At 46.0% G+C, this 17,989-nt stretch carries 12 protein-coding genes; 9 read left to right on the top strand and 3 right to left on the bottom strand.

Annotated elements, in window-relative coordinates:
- Positions 1-281: 281 nt before the first annotated feature.
- The 8 genes from CXF82_RS17640 to CXF82_RS17605 all read left to right on the top strand — a co-directional run bounded on the left by CXF82_RS17640 (position 282) and on the right by CXF82_RS17605 (position 13,005).
- Positions 282-1,247 (top strand): LysR family transcriptional regulator, encoded by a 966-nt coding sequence (locus CXF82_RS17640; protein ID WP_101093401.1) that lies wholly within the window; start codon positions 282-284, stop codon positions 1,245-1,247.
- A 200-nt stretch (positions 1,248-1,447) separates the two neighbouring features.
- Positions 1,448-3,664 carry a molybdopterin-dependent oxidoreductase gene (locus tag CXF82_RS17635; protein ID WP_101093402.1) on the top strand — a complete coding sequence of 739 codons (2,217 nt, stop codon included), beginning with the start codon at positions 1,448-1,450 and terminating at the stop codon, positions 3,662-3,664.
- A 10-nt stretch (positions 3,665-3,674) separates the two neighbouring features.
- On the top strand, positions 3,675-4,220 hold the full coding sequence (locus tag CXF82_RS17630; RefSeq protein ID WP_101093403.1) for a 4Fe-4S dicluster domain-containing protein: 546 nt from the start codon (positions 3,675-3,677) through the stop codon (positions 4,218-4,220).
- Positions 4,220-4,807: a TorD/DmsD family molecular chaperone gene (locus tag CXF82_RS17625; protein WP_101093404.1), complete on the top strand. Its 588-nt coding sequence runs from the start codon at positions 4,220-4,222 to the stop codon at positions 4,805-4,807. The genes CXF82_RS17630 and CXF82_RS17625 overlap by 1 nt, the downstream gene beginning before the upstream one ends.
- Before the next feature lie 141 nt (positions 4,808-4,948).
- Entirely contained in the window at positions 4,949-5,914 is a 966-nt protein-coding gene (locus CXF82_RS17620) for a formate dehydrogenase subunit gamma (protein ID WP_101093405.1), read from the top strand.
- A gap of 148 nt (positions 5,915-6,062) precedes the next feature.
- On the top strand, positions 6,063-7,121 hold the full coding sequence (locus tag CXF82_RS17615) for a porin (protein WP_101093406.1): 1,059 nt from the start codon (positions 6,063-6,065) through the stop codon (positions 7,119-7,121).
- A gap of 122 nt (positions 7,122-7,243) precedes the next feature.
- Entirely contained in the window at positions 7,244-9,112 is a 1,869-nt protein-coding gene (locus CXF82_RS17610) for a methyl-accepting chemotaxis protein (protein ID WP_180961227.1), read from the top strand.
- Between the two features lie 332 nt (positions 9,113-9,444).
- The gene (locus CXF82_RS17605) at positions 9,445-13,005 is read left to right on the top strand and encodes a hypothetical protein (RefSeq protein ID WP_102044675.1); all 3,561 of its coding nucleotides are present in this window, start codon (positions 9,445-9,447) and stop codon (positions 13,003-13,005) included.
- 123 nt (positions 13,006-13,128) lie between these two features.
- On the opposite strand, the gene CXF82_RS17600 is transcribed toward CXF82_RS17605, so the two are convergent.
- The 3 genes from CXF82_RS17600 to CXF82_RS17590 all read right to left on the bottom strand — a co-directional run bounded on the left by CXF82_RS17600 (position 13,129) and on the right by CXF82_RS17590 (position 16,469).
- Positions 13,129-13,473, bottom strand: coding sequence for a YkvA family protein (locus CXF82_RS17600; protein ID WP_101093409.1), 345 nt, complete (start codon positions 13,471-13,473; stop codon positions 13,129-13,131).
- A 79-nt stretch (positions 13,474-13,552) separates the two neighbouring features.
- Positions 13,553-15,832 carry a YgiQ family radical SAM protein gene (locus CXF82_RS17595; protein WP_102044674.1) on the bottom strand — a complete coding sequence of 760 codons (2,280 nt, stop codon included), beginning with the start codon at positions 15,830-15,832 and terminating at the stop codon, positions 13,553-13,555.
- Positions 15,833-16,070: 238 nt separating this feature from the next.
- Positions 16,071-16,469: an MAPEG family protein gene (locus tag CXF82_RS17590; RefSeq protein WP_101093411.1), complete on the bottom strand. Its 399-nt coding sequence runs from the start codon at positions 16,467-16,469 to the stop codon at positions 16,071-16,073.
- A gap of 221 nt (positions 16,470-16,690) precedes the next feature.
- Here CXF82_RS17590 and CXF82_RS17585 point away from each other — a divergent pair, with 221 nt between their 5' ends.
- A complete protein-coding gene (locus tag CXF82_RS17585; RefSeq protein ID WP_101093412.1) occupies positions 16,691-17,911 on the top strand; it encodes a threonine/serine exporter family protein in 1,221 nt (406 codons plus the stop codon).
- Positions 17,912-17,989 lie beyond the last annotated feature (78 nt).

Raw genomic sequence — 17,989 nt, 5'->3', positions numbered from 1 at the left:
CAGCACCATAAGTAATTAATAAATAACAATTTAAATAATAATCAGCATCAAGACTATTTAGTACCAAAGTACAACTTAATCTGTATAAGGCATAGAAACCACATCTATAGAGATGTCCAGAGCAAATATCACTATTCGACATTTGCGAATGTTAATATGTAAAACACGAGAGCTATATCAAAAATATAAAAACAAGCTTTTTAAAAATGTGACTTATAACACTGAACATCACAACTATTATATAGATGATACCAATCAATTAATTCAGCCAGTGAATTTCCATGAACAAAATAGACCAACTAAATTATAATCAATTAAAAGTGTTTATTGCTATATATGAACATGGACAAAGCCATCAAGCCGCAAATGAATTGGGCATGACGGCTTCTGGTGTGAGTAGAACCTTGAAAATATTGAGAGATATCTTTAAAGACTCTCTTTTTATAAGACGCTGCTCTGGCTTTGTGGCTACCGAGAAAACTCATCAACTTATCCCAATGGCAAAAAGCCTGGTTGAACAGTACCAAAAAATAGAGATGCAACATTCAGTATTCACCCCAGCAGAGTCAGGTGGGCAGTTTGTTATTCATGCCTACGATGAGTTTGTCTATGCAGTACAAAAAGTGGTTCGCGACGACATTTTGAAAGAAGCACCTAACTTAAGGTTTGATGTCAGAGTATTAACCCACGACTGCTCTACAGAACTTGCCAATGGCGATATGGATTTTGTGGTCGTATACGAAGGGTTTAATGGCAAAAACCTCAACTACGAAATGTTTTCAGAAACTGACAGCCTCTATATTTTAGCTAAACGTGCGCACCCCATTTTCAATCAGCCGCTCACGCTTGAAAACCTCTCTCGTTATTCCTGTTTAGAGATTGATAATTACGACGACCTTGTTTGCCCGCTGTTAGTTAATTTATGCCGTGAACAAGACTTATGCATGGAGGTCGAGGGCTATACCGACAGTCTAGCCTCCGCAATGCGACTGCTAAGTGAAACCAATGCCATCACGCTGAGCTGTAACCAATTTACGCGTCAATTCGTCAATATGTTACCCGGCATTGACTATGTCAAATTGCCTGAAGATCTGGCACAGAAATGTCGAATACGTCGCCGTGAAAATCGTGAAATTGGCAACTATGTACTATTTGGCAATACCAATCATTCGGCCGCATTCAGTTGGGTAAAATCTAAATTAATTTGTGGGCTAGAAAGAGAGTGGCGTTTAGCAAGTGAAGCCTAGTGACATATTCATAGGAGAAGTCAAAACCAGTGCCGATGAGAGGCCTGATTTGACCGTTAAAGGAGTAACACCAGGACTAAACCGTTCAAAAAAGAGTAAGTACTAACTACGCCTGAAGTTAAACTACTCACAGTAATATTAATGTCGTCAACGCAAAAAATATAAGTAGTGAATAAACACTATCAAGATGGGGAACACATATGAAGATTAACAGACGCACCTTCCTGCAGGGAGTCGGAGCCAGCTCCGTTGTAGGCTCTCTGTCAGGCTTGATGCCCGGCATTGCCAGCGCTACGGAACAACGTGGCGGCGCACCAGACAAATTACTCAAGCGCGAAGGTGAGATCAAATATCACACTTGCCAACGTAACTGTGCTGACCGTTGCTTACTTAAATGTACCGTACAAAATGGCCGTTTTACCTATGTCGAAGGTGCTTCAGAGATGAAGAAAATGGGCACCTCACCTTGTGTAAAGGGCCATGCCTATGTGCAGTACACTTACGCTGCCGACCGTATCTTACACCCAATGGAACGTGCGGGTGAAAAGGGCGAAGGCAAGTGGCGTCGTATTTCATGGGATGAAGCCTATGAAAAAATCAGCTCTCGCCTGAAGACAATTATTAAAGAGCACGGTTCGGATTCGATCCTGCCATACAGCTACTCTGGTCACGAAGGCGTTATCGGTAAATACGGCGGACCAAGCCGCTTCTTCAATGCCGTTGGTGCACGTAAGCTCGACCGTAAGGTGTGTGTATTTGCCGCCTATGAAGGTCTTAAATCTGTGACAGGTACTTACCAAGGTCCAGATCCATACGACAACATCTACACCAACTGTTATATCTCTTGGGGTCAGAACGAGACGGCAACCAACGTTCACGGTATTAAGTTCATCAACCAGGCACGCGATAAGGGTGCCAAGCTGTTAGTTGTGAACCCGATGCGTACGCCGATTGCGTCACAAGCTGATATCTGGCTACAACCAAAGCCAAGTACCGATACCCATCTTGCTGCCGGTATCATGAAATACTTGATCGAAAATAACTTAGCCGATCTTAAGTTTATCGAAGCTAATACTCTGGGTTACCAAGACCTGCTAAAACGTCTCGACGAAATGAGTTACGACGAAATAGAGAAGGTTACCGGTGTACCAAGAGAGAAGATGTTCAAGTTTGCCAAGGTCTACGGTGAGTCTGAGCTATCGGTATTACGTCTAGGTTACGGTATGCAGCGTAACTACAACGGCGCTCGTATGTCTCGCGCTATCGCGATGATGCACGCTGTTGCGGGTCAATTCGGTAAGATTGGTAATGGTTTTGTTTACGATAACACCCAAGCCGATGACAGCCTGAACTACTCTAAGGGTCGTGCGGATCATATCCATCCCCATGGTGACACGGTAGGCCATGTCAACATGACGGAAATCGCCAAGGCGCTTCACCCGACTAATCCGACTGGCTATGGCAAACCCATCAAGCCTATTAAAGCTGTGATTAACTACAATGGTAACTTCGTTTCAGTAGCGCCAGATTCCAATGCCTGTCGCCGCGGTGTTATGCGTGATGATCTGTTCTTAGTCGTCCATGATTTCTTGATGACTGATACTGCAGAACTTGCCGATATTATTGTGCCATCAACCACGCAGTTCGAGTTCCCAGATATGGGTACTGATTACAACTGTTACCACATGCAAACTTCTGAGAAAGTGATTGAGCCTTTAGGTGAATCTAAAGATAACTGGGTCTTCTTCAAAGAGTTAGCCGCTCATATGGGACTGGATCACCATCCAGAGATGCGCGTCGATTATGAACAAATTCTGCGTGACTTCTTAGACACTGAAGAACCTGCGTTCAAACACAACAACATCACCTACGAACAGATCATCAAAGAGAAGTTTGTCACAGTCTACGAGCAACGTCCCTATTTTGGTGACGGCAAGTATAAGACTGACAGTGGCAAGATTGAATTCCATTCTCAGATGATGATTGATGCCGGCTACCACCCAGTGATTGACTTCGGTTTGCCTGAAGATGAGATGATCCCTGAAGAGAAGAACTTGCCATTCCGCATGTTATCTCCTGCGATCCCTCAACGTGCAAACAGCGCCTTCTATAACGTGAAGTATATTCGTAACTTCCCGGCGTATTTTGCCAAGATTAATACCGAAGACGCTAAAGCGTTAGGCATTAAGAATAACGACACAGTCCGACTCAGCAACCACCGTGGCGAAGCTTTCTTCACCGCACAGGTTTCAGGTCAGGTTGGCCGCGGCACCGTAATGGCGCCCAAGAACAACTGGCGCCGTATGGACCCTCAGGGCAGAGCTAGTTGTACCAACAACCTCACTACCGACAAGTTAACCGATATGGGCGGCTGTTCAGCCTACCATTCGACTAATGTCGCGTTAGAAAAAGCCTAAGGAGTAAAAGATGTCTATTAATCAAAAAGTGGGCTTTGTCTTCAGACAAGAGAACTGTGTCGGTTGTGGTGCCTGCACCGTGGCTTGCCAAATTCATAATGAACTACCAGAGAACCATCGTTTCCGCAAAGTCGACCGCTATGAAGTAGAACGTGAAGACGGCGCGATTGATGTGTGGTTATCTCACTCTTGCATGCACTGTGAAAACCCTGCCTGCCTAATGGTTTGCCCGACTAAGGCCTACCATGTCAGAGATGACGGTATCGTGGTGCTAGATCGTGAGAAATGTACTGGTTGTGGCCTATGTGTCAGCGCCTGTCCATACTCTGCGGTCAACATTCGTGAAGACGATGGTAAGGCTGACAAATGCAACATGTGTGTCGAACTACTAGACCGTGGCATGGCACCCGCCTGCGTTGCTGGCTGTCCAGTTGAATGTATCCAAGTCGGTAACATCGATGAAGTGTTAAAGAAACCATCTGCCAGTAAAGAAGGTGTCGGTTACGGCGATTGCATCACGAAACCAAACATGGTGATTATTAAGGAACGCGCATAATGACAATGCAATATGGTCCGATGGCAACAGCATATTTTGCCTATAAATCGATGATCTTCGCGCCCTCTGGGACAGAGGCGTTAACCGGCATGATCGCATATCTCGAAGCGAATCGTCCCGATAGCGCTTTGCTCACAGAAGCAAAGAAATTTGTCGATGACTCATCGGAATTGGAGTTTGACTTCAACCGCATGTGTATCGGGCCATATAAGCTGTTGGTTGCTCCCTACGAGGGCGTTTATCGCAGCGGCAACCATGTCATGAATACAGACGAAACGGTCAGAGTTGCCGAGTTTTATCAAGAGATTGGCTTGGTCATTGACGATAAATTCAATGAACCTGCCGACTTTATCGGTAACGAACTGGAGTTTCTCTACTGTGTTCACGCGTTAGCGAGTGAGCAGAAAGCAGCCAATAATATCGACGCCTTCGAGGAACTCACAGCCATTGGCGACGAGTTTATCACTAAGCACCTTGGCACTTGGATCACGCCCTTCTGTGAAGGGATAAAGAGCCATGCCCAGCAAGCTTTTTGGCGCGAGTTTGCGACTGAACTGCACCTTTTGATCACCCAACAAATGCAGTGATGAGTTGACTTTATACACGATAAGTTAACCCATTTTGTACCGAGTGAAACGGTAATGTCCGTCGATACCTGAATCTATACCCCTCAGATATTCGACGGGAAGTACCCAATAGGCGACCTAACATCGCTAAAGGAGTTACGAATGAACAGAGCAATAAGATTGTTTAGTTTTATTGTCATGAGCCTGTTTGTCTCAACAGCAGCCATGGCTGCTGACGTTGCGACATTGCAGCCTCAGCAATGGCAAGAAATTCAAGTAGAAGCTATACCAGGTGACATCCCGGAAATACGCGGTATGCCGACGCAACCTGAGTTATTGATGCCAGCATCAATACCTGAAGATGCTGACGAAACTATTCTGGGTTACTTAGCAGCCACAGAAAGTATCGCATTTTTGGTTTTTGCTAGCCTGTTTGGCGTCATCGCCTTGTTTATCATCTTCATCATGGTGAACGGCATTTCGCGTCTGGATAAAGGCTTCTCGGGTAAGATGATCAAACGCTGGTCAGGCTTAAGCATCAGTGTGCATTGGCTGGGAGCGATTGCCTGCATCCTGCTTATGCTAACGGGTTTAGTCTTAGCGGGTGGTCGACACTACTTTGAGCCAAGCATGAATGCCTCTAGCTGGGCATCGCTGGTCGGTCTTTCTAGCGGCCTGCATGAGCTAATGGCGTTTCCCTTCATCTTAGGTTACATCCTGATGATATTGATGTGGGCACCAAAGCAAATTCCAGCCAGCTATGACCTTAAGTGGTTTGCCGTACTTGGTGGTTACCTCAATACCGGTAAGAAACATCATCCAGATGCAGGCTTTGCCAACGCTGGTGAAAAGCTTTGGTTCTGGGTGTTTGCACTCTTTGGTGGCTTGATGGTGATTTCGGGTCTGACAATGATGTTCCCTGAAACCTTTGCTGTTACTAAGAATACCGCTAATTTGATGCTAGCAATGCACATTGTTTCAACCATCATCATCAGCGCTTTCTCAGTGGTACACATCTTCATGGCGACAGTGATGTCCGAAGGCGGCATGTCTAACATGACTTCTGGTTATTGTGACGAGAACTGGGCTAAGCAACATCACAACTTATGGTTCAAGAAGCTGAAATAATACCAGCTCACTAAAGGACTCACCCTGCTCATCAGCTAACAAAGGCTGATGAGCATTTCAAACCAACACTCATTCATTCGTGCTGCATTGCCACTCTACTCGCTAGAGAAGGTGAATTTTTGCAGCCGAAATATAGGGAAATACACCGATGAAAACACTTAAGTCACTGGTCGCGATTGCGGTTAGTTTATGCTGCGCTAACGTTTACGCTGCAGAAGATACCGCCTCGCTTGAAGCCCGTATCGCCCAACTAGAAAAAAATGCTGCACCTTCACAATTTGAAAATAGCCAAGTCAGCCTTTATGGCTCAATTCGTCCGACATTAAGTTACTTAGATGACGGCCAAGATAAAACCTGGGATGTACGTGATGCACTGTCTCGTATCGGTATTAAAGCCAGCACTGAGTTTGCTGATGGCTGGACTGCGATAGCTCAAGGCGAATGGAGCGTTGATATCGCCAACTCAGGTAATTTTGGTAAAGCACGCCAAGCTTATGCTGCTATTGCTTCACCTTATGGCCAAGTCGGTATCGGTAAGCAACGTCCTGCGCAATACACCCTCGTTGCTGAGTATGTGGATATCTTTAACCACGGTAACAGCCCTTACGCGTATGACCATGAAAGCCCATTCTTTGTCGATAACTTTGTCACTTACCAGCTCGTCACTGGCGACTTCACCTGGATGGCAGGTGCACAGTTTGATGGTGATAGCGGTGAAGATGCAACCGACATGATCAACGTGGGTGTGGGTTACGATCTTAATCAACTGCACATAGGTTTAGGTTATGTCGCCCAAAATACTGCCGATACTAGTGGCGTAGAGGGTGATGACAAAACAGTCGGTGGCGTAGTTGCTTATACTTTCAGTAACGACATGTATATGGCTGTTAGTTACCAAGATAAGCAGTATAACTATAATGCTGGCAGCATGAATAAAGATCGCAGTGGCAGTACCTTAGACACCGCATTTGCCTATCCTATTAGTGATGACTACAAAGTTAAGCTCGGCTACTTCCAATTTAAAGACGGTATTAATGACACCACCTCAGCCGACTATGACGGCTTTAATACCACCTTGGAATGGAACCCTCTCGCTAACGTGCGTGTTCACTTAGAATACCTTGATAAAAGCTACGACAACCGTGAAGACGACCAAGCCGTGACTATCGGCTTTAGATACGACTTCAACCTAACTTGGCAAGGCTAGTTTAGTTTAGTCGCACGTCTGTAAGATCCCACCTAAAGAGGCCGTTCCCCGGCCTCTTTTTATTCGCGTCATATCGTGGAGATAAACAATTGCTAGGATTTAGAAAATCGCTCATCGCGTCAATGGTGACTTTAGTCACACTTTGTCTTGTGATCTCAAACTGGTTGTCTTACATCGAGCTCAAACAAAGCACCATTGCCAGTACCAATGAAAAACTAACTAACGTGGTTAAATATGAGTCAGCTAATATTGAAAGCTGGTTTAAAGAAAAAGCCGATGCCATAGACGCCTTAGCCAAGCACTATCACAGCGGCAGTTATCGCGATAACTATGTTAATGCGGCAAGATTATCGACCGATGTAGGCGGGGTTGCACGGATCTACTTTGGTTTTGACGATGGCAGCGCCTATTCAACCGAGACCAGTAGCAAGTGGCTCAACGGCAAAGCAATAGCTGAAAAATATGACCCCCGCACTCGCCCTTGGTATCAACAAGGCAAGTCTTCTATTAATCTTGATATCACCGATATTTATGTCGATGACGGCACCGGACATGATGTAATTTCTATTCTAAAAAATCTCGGGGATGGCGTGGTACTTGGAGACATAGAACTCACTTACCTTAGTGATACCGTCAAAGCCGTTAACTATCCGGGCGCAGTCACCCTAATTACCGACCAAACAGGCAAAGTACTGGCATCAGAATCTCAGACTCTGACCACAGGAACCCGCTTTTCTGACTTTGGCTTAGCGCAAGTACAGCAGACATTATTGTCGAATGATGAAACCATGCAGGAATACACTCTAGATGGCATAGATAAGCTCGCGGTTTCAAAAGCCATTAATTTAGTCAATGGTAAGAAGTGGTATTTGTTTGTTGCTCTTGATAAATCAGTAGCCTATGCCGCTGTCGACAGTGCACTTTATCGCGCCATGTTGTCTTCCGCTATAATGCTAGCGCTGGCGATCAGTGTGTTACTCGGCGTGTTATTTGTACTCTATAAGCCCATTCTGTCCCTCAAAGAGATGGTCACCGAACTGTCTATGGGTAATGGTGACTTGACTCGACGTCTAGACGTTAAAAATGAGGATGATTTAGGCCAGATCTCAAAAGGTATTAACCTGTTCATCGAAAGCCTGCAATCGATGATGTTAGAGGTACTGCAATCATCAACCCATATCGCCAGCAGTGTTGAACGCTTAAAATCAGAAACTGACGCCAATCGCTCGATTTTAAGCGCACACACCACTGAGACCGAACAGATCGTCGCCGCCGTTGAAGAGATGAGCGCCACTGCCAACGATGTCGCGAGAAACGGCGCCGAAACAGCCTCTTTCACTCAAGTCACCAAGAATCAAACCATGGAATCAAAGGCCATTGTCGCCAAGGCAACCAGCACCGTGGCTCAGCTCGTGCAAGAAGTCGAAAATACCTCAACCAATATTGAACAAATCAATAAAGACACCATAAACATCACTCAGGTACTAAAGGTGATAGGTGAAATTGCCGACCAAACCAATCTATTAGCACTTAATGCCGCCATAGAAGCGGCTCGAGCGGGCGAACAAGGACGCGGTTTTGCGGTTGTTGCCGATGAAGTCAGAGCACTCGCCGCCAGAACCCAAACAAGCACAGCTGAAATTGAAGTAACCCTCAATAAACTCAGAGAAGCGTCTAATGCGGCAATGTCCTCCATGGATGCCACCAAGAATACCTGTATAAAAACAGCTGAAACCACCGAAATCGTCGCCAGCGATCTAGATGCCATTGGTGACTCAGTCAATCAAATTAATGATCTTAATACTCAGATAGCCACCGCCGCAGAAGAGCAAAGTTCGGTATCGAGTGAAGTTACTCGTAACATGTCTGCCATTTGCGAGATGGCAAGTGAACTGGCCATGAACGGCGAAACCACCAGTAATGAAACCGTCAACCTCGCCACAGCCAACCATCAACTCGAACTAATAGTGAGTCAATTCAAACTTAAATAATGACCAAACAATGCCGCTGGATACAGCGGCTTTTCTAGTCTAAAAGCTGAAAAATTGAAGCCTCTTTGGATTAAAACCACCTCAGTATTGCTACCTAGCAAATTAAGACTCTTGTTTAATCGGTTCTACACGCTGCCACAACTGTCGTTTAGTCACGACTTCCCACGCTCATTATTCAACGCTATCTCACCACACAATTCGGCAACAAAAAACCAACAAACACCACACATGTAACCTATTGTTATTAATCAGGTAATCAGCTACTATTTTAGATATTATCAAGTATTCCCTCTTATAAATTAGCCAACTACTTCATTTAACAGGACGTTAAAATGGACTCATTTCCGAAATCTCAAATTGTCGAATTCAATCGCACCAATATCATAAGTATCGAGCAAGCATTAACAGAGTATCAGTCGCTGTTAGAAGGCCATCAGGCCTTTAAAGACAGTCAGTTTGATATCACTTTTATGGATATCAGCTCAGGTCAAAGGCTTCACCTTCAACTGACAGACACCGCCAATGCCACATTAGCGTTACAAGCCCTCAATCTCACGCCAGACGCCGGCTATGACTCAGATGATGTGGTGAGTGAACAGAGCAGTCTCTATATCTCAGAGGTCCTACTGTTCGCCATCGCACTAGAACACGACGCACTTAAGTCACAGCTTCGCCGAACCGCTCAAGCTATGGTTGATTATGCACGCTATGAGAACGATACCAGCGAAATGTGGGTCGATGACATGCGCGTATTCGGCGCCGAAGCTCTGTATATGATGGCCATAAAAGATGCTGATGACGCTGTGTATCTGGCACAGTTTTTTATCCCCTATTGGGACGATGAACACGCCAATGGCTATGAGGATATGTTGCTCAGCCTGATCAAGCGTCACGGCTGGTGCGATGCCATGATGAAGGCATTTGTTTGGTGTGATAACGCCGCCTTCCGTTTTGCCTTTTACGGTTGTAACTGGGAAGAACCATCTCCCGAGTATCAGCCACTAGGTGTATATCTCCAGCAAAACCCGCAGCACTACCAGCGCTTTATCGAGTTGATCAAACAGCGTTTTACAGCTCAGCCTATGCTTGCTTACAGCGAAAGTGATGATCTGAACAGCCAAAGTCCAGTATTGGCGATTTATAAGAGTTTGTTCCCCGAATTCTGCGGCTGGGAGCAGGAAGAAGAAATAGAGCTGCAACTCGGGCGTCACTTTATCCATGGCACTCTCGAAAATGAGGCGATGGACTTACAACGACAACTAAAAAATGAGCTTGATGAGCCACTCATGAGCTATGCCCAGAGTGTCTTTAAAAAACGGGAGGATGAGCGCTTAGACGAAGCACGTCAGGAAGTGCTGGAAGCCGAGCAGGGTGGCATTCGTATGCTGACCGATTTTATCGCGACACTGGACAATAATGAAGCCCTACTGAAATATGTGATCGTTAACGAAAATCCAAGTGTGCTCGATACCCTTAAGCCCTTCGATATTTGGGCGCATTGTAAAGCCCATGCCCCAACGCTGTACTTTGCGATGGATAATGCCTGCTGGGATACAGACGGCCTTGATAACCTGCGGGAGAACATACATCGGGTGTTTGCTTACCCCGCCAATGACCTGCTCGCAGAGGAAGACAGCTTTGTCGACGTCGAGTTCGAACATGGCACTCTCTCTAAAGCCTTCGTCGTCGCCGGTGAAAACAGTATCAGCCATGTCCAATCAGCGCACATTATGCTGAGACTCCTCGATATTTTTTATCGTTTATTAGCTCAACAAACCTTATCTGCCGAACTGTGTGAAATGCTCACTGGTGAAGGAGACTATCAGGCTATTATGACCACCGAGGCTTACTATGCCCGCTTTGACCCCGCTCCCAGCACCCCGAAAGGCGAGCTCAGCAAGCATGATAAACGTAAACTCGAACAGCTAATTGGTTGCTTTTCCGATCTCGATGACCCCATCACGCGTACCATGCTGGAGGAGGCTGATAATCTATTCCGTCAGCGTATTTGCTGTGATACGAGCCAATGGGATGAAGATGATCTGGGCACTGATGCACTCAAAGCTTACCTGCTGCTGAAAGATACTAATAACCAGATTAATGACACCTACACCGCCGAGTTACAAGCAGGCTTAAGTGAGATATTCGAGCGAGCCTTAGCATTGCTACTCGAGCGAGCTCATATCCAAGGTCAAGGTCATTCCAAAGAAAATGGTTTTAACAACACTGAGCTTGAGCAGGTCAAAAACTTTTTCACTGAAGATGATGCCGAACTTAGCCAGCAAGCGATCATCGCATTATTTGACAAGCATCTGCACAGAGACGAAGTCTGTCGCCAGTCCGATCTTTACTTCCCAAAAATCAGCGAAAAGCAGATTGGCTATCACTTCTTTAGCGACCACGACGATGACTATCAACGGGTGGCTCTTATCTGTTTCTGGCTTAAACAGGTTGCAATACCTGAGGCTAAAATCGCCGAGCGGCTATGGCAGTTACTGATCACCATGGCGCCGACAAAAATGATCCGCCATATCAGTCGCCTCTATAGTCATCACAATTACAAGTTAGAGTTTGGCAATCAGCTCGATGAGATAAACTTCTACGAGATGCTTAATCGTCATGGTATAGCCCAAGACTATACTCTGGCGTTTGAGGTTGAACAGTCCATTGACAGCCAATTTCGCAAAAAAGAGTACCTTGCCTTAGTCGAGCTTATGGGGTCAAACATACCGTCCAGTCATGAACAGAGCAGCATGATTGGCGCGACTCATAAACGCCAAGCACAAGCCTTACTGCGGGGATTAGACTATACCTATCAGACGCATAAGCTGGAGTTTCATCAGGATGTTGCGCTGCGCTTTCCACAGCTTCCGTTCGCATTAGACTATGATTTTAGACAATGCTTGCATCAATTTATAGCGTTGAATAATCAGTCATGGGAGACAGTCATAGCGCACCAATTTAGCTCATCGACACTCTTCTTCGGCTTTATGTCCGATCCGGACGATCTCCCTAAAAAGTTGAGACTCCCGCTGCGGATGCACCCCGAAGCTGATATAAGCCAGACTCGTCATCGCGACGGGATGAGTTGGATCGGCGTCACGATAGCCCAACGTGTCGGCGATGAATTGCTGCTATTGGTTGGTGATAAAGACATTGCCGGGCGTGAACAGCTCCACGTCCGTGGGGAGGTGCTTGTCTTAGATAGCAATGTTGATGCAAGTGTGGTGATCGATGCCGTGCATAAGCTGCCAAGCCAAACGGGGCGTCAACATCTCATCGAAGAAACACTATGGTCCTACCTTCAGGGAGACACCCGCTATGAGGTTATGGCCCCGCTGTTTAATGCTTATATGCTTGAGGCTACTATCGTCGATTTGGATGAGTATCGAACTTACAGCCTAGGTCAGTTCCTGTGGCGCATCGATACTCAGCGCAGCGAACGACTGCTGTTACTGCTGGCTAACCACAGCTATCGTGCTTACAAGGTGATCATGGAGCTCTTGGTCGAAGGCGATATGGATAAGCGGGTGCAAGACGGTAATATTGACCTCGAAACCCGATTAAATTTGGCTCACGATGACTATGAAGAACACGCCTATAACAAGCTGATGGACTGGCTAATGAGCCATGATGTTAAGCGTGAACTAATTGTGCTGTTTGCCATTAAAAACTATCGCAACTGTATGGGAGAGCACCTCGCCGCGCTGGCCCGTAAAGGAGAGCTCAAGTCGATACTGCCCTACCTCCATGTGAATAATCGCGCTGCCTTAGTCGATATTCTCGCTAAGCAAGCGGATGCAGCTACATTGCTGGAGATATTTAACAGCGATAAATCACGTCAGGTAAGGGATCGTATAGAATCAGCCACCCGTTCAATGGCCAACGCCTGATAGGGGTATTAATGAGTGGTAGCAGTAAGATCACGCAACACTGTGCTTATGGATACTATTGAGCATAAGTATCTGCTTCTACTCGTCACTCACCACTTCATTGGTTCTGTTTATGGATCAACTTTAATCAAACCAAGCGGCTGATTTTTCTGCCGCTTGGGTTTTGACCTTGTCATCCACATACATCGACACCATGGCCAAAGCCGCAGCAAGTGCGCCTAAATCATCTGAAAAACCAACAACGGGCGTTAAATCAGGTATCGCATCAAAGGGGGCGATAAAGTAAGCCAGTGCACCAAAAATAATGGTTTTAGCCCATTTAGGAGTATCGGGACGCTGCGCAGCATAATAAAGGCATAACGCCTTATCGATCACCTCTCTACCCGCTTTTTGAGCAAACTTTTTTACTTTTTGCCAAAAGCTTTCGTCACTATAATCAGTGGTGATGTCATCTGGATTGTCAGCCATTGTTCACTCCAATAAAAAGGGAATATCCAATGATATTCCCTTTTTATTATTTAGCTAGCACAGTGAAAGCACGCAATTATTACCTTTGATGCTTTGGCGTGGTGCCCCAGACATTTTTCTTAACCGGACGCTGGCCAGCAGGTTGTGCTTTTGTTTGGGCAGTTTTCGCTTGCCCTGGCTTGTTAGTGCCGCCCTTCTTGCCATCTGCTTGCTTACGATCATCAAACTGATCGGCAGAAAAACGGGTGAAAGCTTTCTGACCTTTTCCATCATCTTTAGTGACGAGCTTCTTTTTACTGCGCAATGCTTCTCGCTCTTGACGCGATTCAGCAGGCACTAAGCATGATGGGCTGTTACCAATGAGCTTCTCTTTACCCATTTCAATCAAAGCTTCACGGATCATCGGCCAACCTAAAGGATCATGGTAGCGCAGCAAGGCTTTGTGCAGTTTACGTTGACGACCTTTTTTCGGTACCGTCACCTCTTCACTCGTATGCTTCACATTCTTTAGCGAGTTGAGTCCGGTATGATAAATCGTGGTGGCATTTGCCATCGGCGATGGATAGAAGTTCTGCACTTGATCCAGTTTGAATTTTTCACCTTTTAGCCACAATGCCAAGTTAACCATGTCTTCGTTGGTCGTGCCTGGATGCGCCGAGATAAAGTATGGGATCAGGTACTGTTTCTTACCCGCCTCTTTCGAATACTTATCAAAAAGCTCTTTAAATTTATCGTAACTGCCCATGCCGGGCTTCATCATCTTGTTTAGCGGTCCATCCTCAGTATGCTCTGGCGCAATCTTAAGATAGCCACCCACGTGATGGGTTGCGAGCTCTTTAACGTAGCGGGGATCTTCACTTGCGAGATCATAGCGAACGCCCGAGGCGATCAATACTTTTTTAATGCCGGGAACATCGCGCGCAGCACGGTACAGATCGATGGTTGCTTGATGATCTGTATCTAAATGGCCACAAATAGCGGGGAATACACAGGATAGACGGCGGCAAGTACTCTCAGCTTTTACGCTAGAGCAGCCTAAGCGATACATGTTAGCCGTTGGGCCACCAAGATCGGAGATGACCCCAGTAAAGCCAGGCACTTTCTGTTGAATATCTTTTATCTCTTTCACAATAGACTCTTGTGAACGACTTTGGATAATACGGCCTTCGTGCTCGGTAATAGAGCAGAAAGAACAACCGCCAAAACAACCACGCATGATATTAATTGAAGTCTTAATCATGTCGTAGGCAGGAATGATATCTTTGCCATACGATGGATGCGGCACACGTTTATAGGCTAAATCGAATACGCCATCCATCTCGTCAGTATTCAGTGGCCATGCCGGTGGATTGACCCAAATAGCACGCTCAGCATGTTTTTGAAACAGCGCTCGAGCACAACCTGGGTTTTGCTCTTGATGCAAAATACGCGAAGCGTGGGCATATAGAAATTTGTCTTCTGAAACCTTTTCAAAGCTTGGCAGTAACACATAGGTCTTTTCCCAAGGCTTAGGTCTGGCAGGTTGCACACTAATGGCTTTAGGGGCGTCGTTATCAAATATCTTCTCATCCGTTGGGCCTGAGAGATTTTTGCAACCCACGTCATCGGCACCATAAGGATTCGGGATTGGCTCAATTTTATGTAGCTGATCGAGCTTGCGCGAATCCATCCCCTTCCACTCAGGCAGTGGCTCTTTACGGATCACGGTTGTACCGCGAATATCATGTAGCTGACCGATAGGCTCGCCACTGGCTAAACGGTGCGACAACTCCACCAGCGGGCGCTCAGCATTACCGTAAACTAAGATGTCAGCTTTGGCGTCTAAGATGACACTGCGACGCACTTTGTCTGACCAGTAATCGTAATGTGCTATTCGGCGTAGACTCGCCTCAATACCGCCAATCACGACAGGCACTTGCTTGAAGGCTTCTTTACAACGTTGGGCATAAACAGTCACAGCGCGATCAGGACGTTTACCCCCTAAGTTGCCCGCGGTGTAGGCATCGTCATGACGCATACGACGCTCAGCGGTGTAACGGTTGATCATCGAATCCATGTTGCCCGCAGTAATGCCAAAATAAAGATTAGGTTTACCTAACTTCATGAATTCATTTTTGTTAGACCAATCTGGCTGCGAGATGATCCCGACTCTAAAGCCTTGGGCTTCGAGCATGCGGCCAATAACAGCCATACCAAAGCTTGGGTGATCCACATACGCATCACCGGTAACAATAATAATATCGCAGCTATCCCAACCTAACTTGTCCATCTCTTTGCGGGACATAGGTAAAAACGGCGCCGGGCGAGTAAGCTCAGGGCGATACTTGGAATGAGTAAATAATGTGGATTCTACTTGCATGGATTAGACAGCCTAACTTAGAAACAAAAAATACGGGTTAAACGCCCCGATTCTAGCTCACATCGGGGACGCGGAGTATAACAGGCTCCGCGCCGCAGGTGTGACTAAAAAAGCATCAATACGATGCTTTTTTTAGTATAGTCTATATGCCCTTTAATTGGCTGTGGGTATTGCTAGGCGGGACTTGTCACCTTATAGATAGTCAATATCTACCCCTGGCTGAACGCTATCTGCAGGGTTAAAGACTCGCTACAAATGCAACAAGATTCACCACCACTAAGCCCACTAAAACTGCCCATGTCATCAGTACTCCCCAGAAGCGGCCAAAGTGATAACCCCCCTTGCCTTGGGTTAAACCGATGGCATGCATCAAGCGTGACACAATCCAAAGCGTACCAAAAATATGCAATACCGCGGCGCTAGTACCGTTACTTTCGGCAACCACAAATAACAACATCGCTATCGGTGCGTTCTCGAGTAAATTTTCATGCACCCGACAAGCAAGACTCAGTGGCTCGTTACCAGCAGTACCAATGCCAATTTTATGTGTTTTTCTTATTTTTATGACTCGATAGGCTAACGCTATAACGAGTAATGCAGTAAGGCTAATATACAGACCTGATATCGCGAGTGGCATGGAACATCCTACTTGTAATTATGATTAACGACACAGCATTACAATTTATGAACATTAAGTAAATAAATCGCAACTTTTTTTGAGCAAATCAGGTAAGATGCGCTCGTCAAGAATCAGCCAATAAATAGTGGTGCATTGCAGCGATATATAAGCTCAATGAGACCGTGTTTATTGATAATAATTAAGCCTTACAATTAAGACATAAATAGCGAATAGCCATTGTGAACAATCAAGAGTTTCTAGAAAAGCGACGTTTTATCATTCGACTCGGTAAAGCACTGCATAAGTTTGGTACGCCCGCCTACCGGCTTGAAACACACCTGCAAGCAGTGTCCAAACTGCTTGGTATAGAGGGTTATTTCTTGGTGTCGCCAACAGCAATGACATTCGTGCTGCAGCACGATGAAGATCAAGAATATAATCACGTGGCACGGGTTAACCCAGGTGAACTCGATTTAGGCTCATTAGCGCGAACCGACGAACTCGTTGAAGAGCTAATGTCTGGCAAACGCACATTAACCGAATCACTTGAGCGCTTAGAAGAGATATCCAACAAGCCTAACCCTTACGGTACAGCCTTAACACTATTGGCTTTTGGCAGCTCAGCCGGTGCCTTTGCCATGTTAATGGGCACCAGTTGGAACGATGTTTTTTGGTCAGGTATATTAGGCCTTATGGTTTACGGCTTGGTCTATCGCGCTGAACGCTCTAAACGTATGGCTGAGATGCTTGAACCCTTAGCCGCGATTTTGTGCGCAATTGCCGCATGCGGTATTGCTAAGTTTGATCCCAGTATGAACATTCCAGTGGTCATACTCTCAGGCATCATCATCTTTATTCCAGGTTTGGCATTAACACTCGGGTTAGCGGAGTTAGCCGCACGAGATCTCATCTCAGGTACAGCAAGGGTGATGGATGCATTCATGCTGCTATTTAAGCTCTATTTCGGGGTTATTCTTGGCTTAACAATAGGTAAAGCACTGTTTGGTGAAACCACCTATGTACCGCCTGAATCACTGCCTAAATGGGCCGTTTGGTCTGCTGTACCGATTCTTTCTATGGCACTCGTGATTATCTTTAAAGCGCGCATGAAAGACTCTCCTTGGGGGGTTCTTGCGGGGATTGTCGCCTTTTTCTCAGCCATGCTCGGCGGCATTTACTTTGGTGACTCTATTGGTATTTTCTTTGGTGCATTAGCGGTAGGCATATACTCAAATCTCTATGCTCGCTGGATGAAAGCACCCGCAACGATTGCGCTATTACAAGGTATCGTCATCTTAGTGCCGGGCAGCAAAACCTATATTGGTCTTAATACCTTAATTTTAGGTGAGACCATGTTTAATCAATCGCACCTTGGCACGCAGGTATTTCTTATTTTCATGTCTATTGTTGCTGGATTAATCTTTGCCAATGTCGCCGTACCACCCCGTCGCACCTTATAACTGTTTACGAGTTACAAATTAACACATGCGGGCGCATCAGCGCGCTCGCATCCTCTGCGTTATATTCGTCTATCCTCA

It is taken from the genome of Shewanella sp. GutDb-MelDb (assembly GCF_002836075.1).
In the GTDB taxonomy this organism is placed as follows: domain Bacteria; phylum Pseudomonadota; class Gammaproteobacteria; order Enterobacterales; family Shewanellaceae; genus Shewanella.
Note: the sequence above shows the minus strand (reverse complement) of the source record. Positions and strands in the feature narration are given on the sequence as shown.

Excerpts from the sequence above, each read along its gene's own strand:
- CXF82_RS17590 (WP_101093411.1), bottom strand. The coding sequence starts at position 16,469 with ATGCCACTCGCGATATCAGGTCTGTATATTAGCCTTACTGCATTACTC.
- CXF82_RS17605 (WP_102044675.1), top strand. The coding sequence starts at position 9,445 with ATGGACTCATTTCCGAAATCTCAAATTGTCGAATTCAATCGCACCAAT.
- CXF82_RS17625 (WP_101093404.1), top strand. The coding sequence starts at position 4,220 with ATGACAATGCAATATGGTCCGATGGCAACAGCATATTTTGCCTATAAA.
- CXF82_RS17635 (WP_101093402.1), top strand. The coding sequence starts at position 1,448 with ATGAAGATTAACAGACGCACCTTCCTGCAGGGAGTCGGAGCCAGCTCC.
- CXF82_RS17615 (WP_101093406.1), top strand. The coding sequence starts at position 6,063 with ATGAAAACACTTAAGTCACTGGTCGCGATTGCGGTTAGTTTATGCTGC.
- CXF82_RS17595 (WP_102044674.1), bottom strand. The coding sequence starts at position 15,832 with ATGCAAGTAGAATCCACATTATTTACTCATTCCAAGTATCGCCCTGAG.
- CXF82_RS17600 (WP_101093409.1), bottom strand. The coding sequence starts at position 13,473 with ATGGCTGACAATCCAGATGACATCACCACTGATTATAGTGACGAAAGC.
- CXF82_RS17640 (WP_101093401.1), top strand. The coding sequence starts at position 282 with ATGAACAAAATAGACCAACTAAATTATAATCAATTAAAAGTGTTTATT.
- CXF82_RS17630 (WP_101093403.1), top strand. The coding sequence starts at position 3,675 with ATGTCTATTAATCAAAAAGTGGGCTTTGTCTTCAGACAAGAGAACTGT.
- CXF82_RS17620 (WP_101093405.1), top strand. The coding sequence starts at position 4,949 with ATGAACAGAGCAATAAGATTGTTTAGTTTTATTGTCATGAGCCTGTTT.
- CXF82_RS17610 (WP_180961227.1), top strand. The coding sequence starts at position 7,244 with ATGGTGACTTTAGTCACACTTTGTCTTGTGATCTCAAACTGGTTGTCT.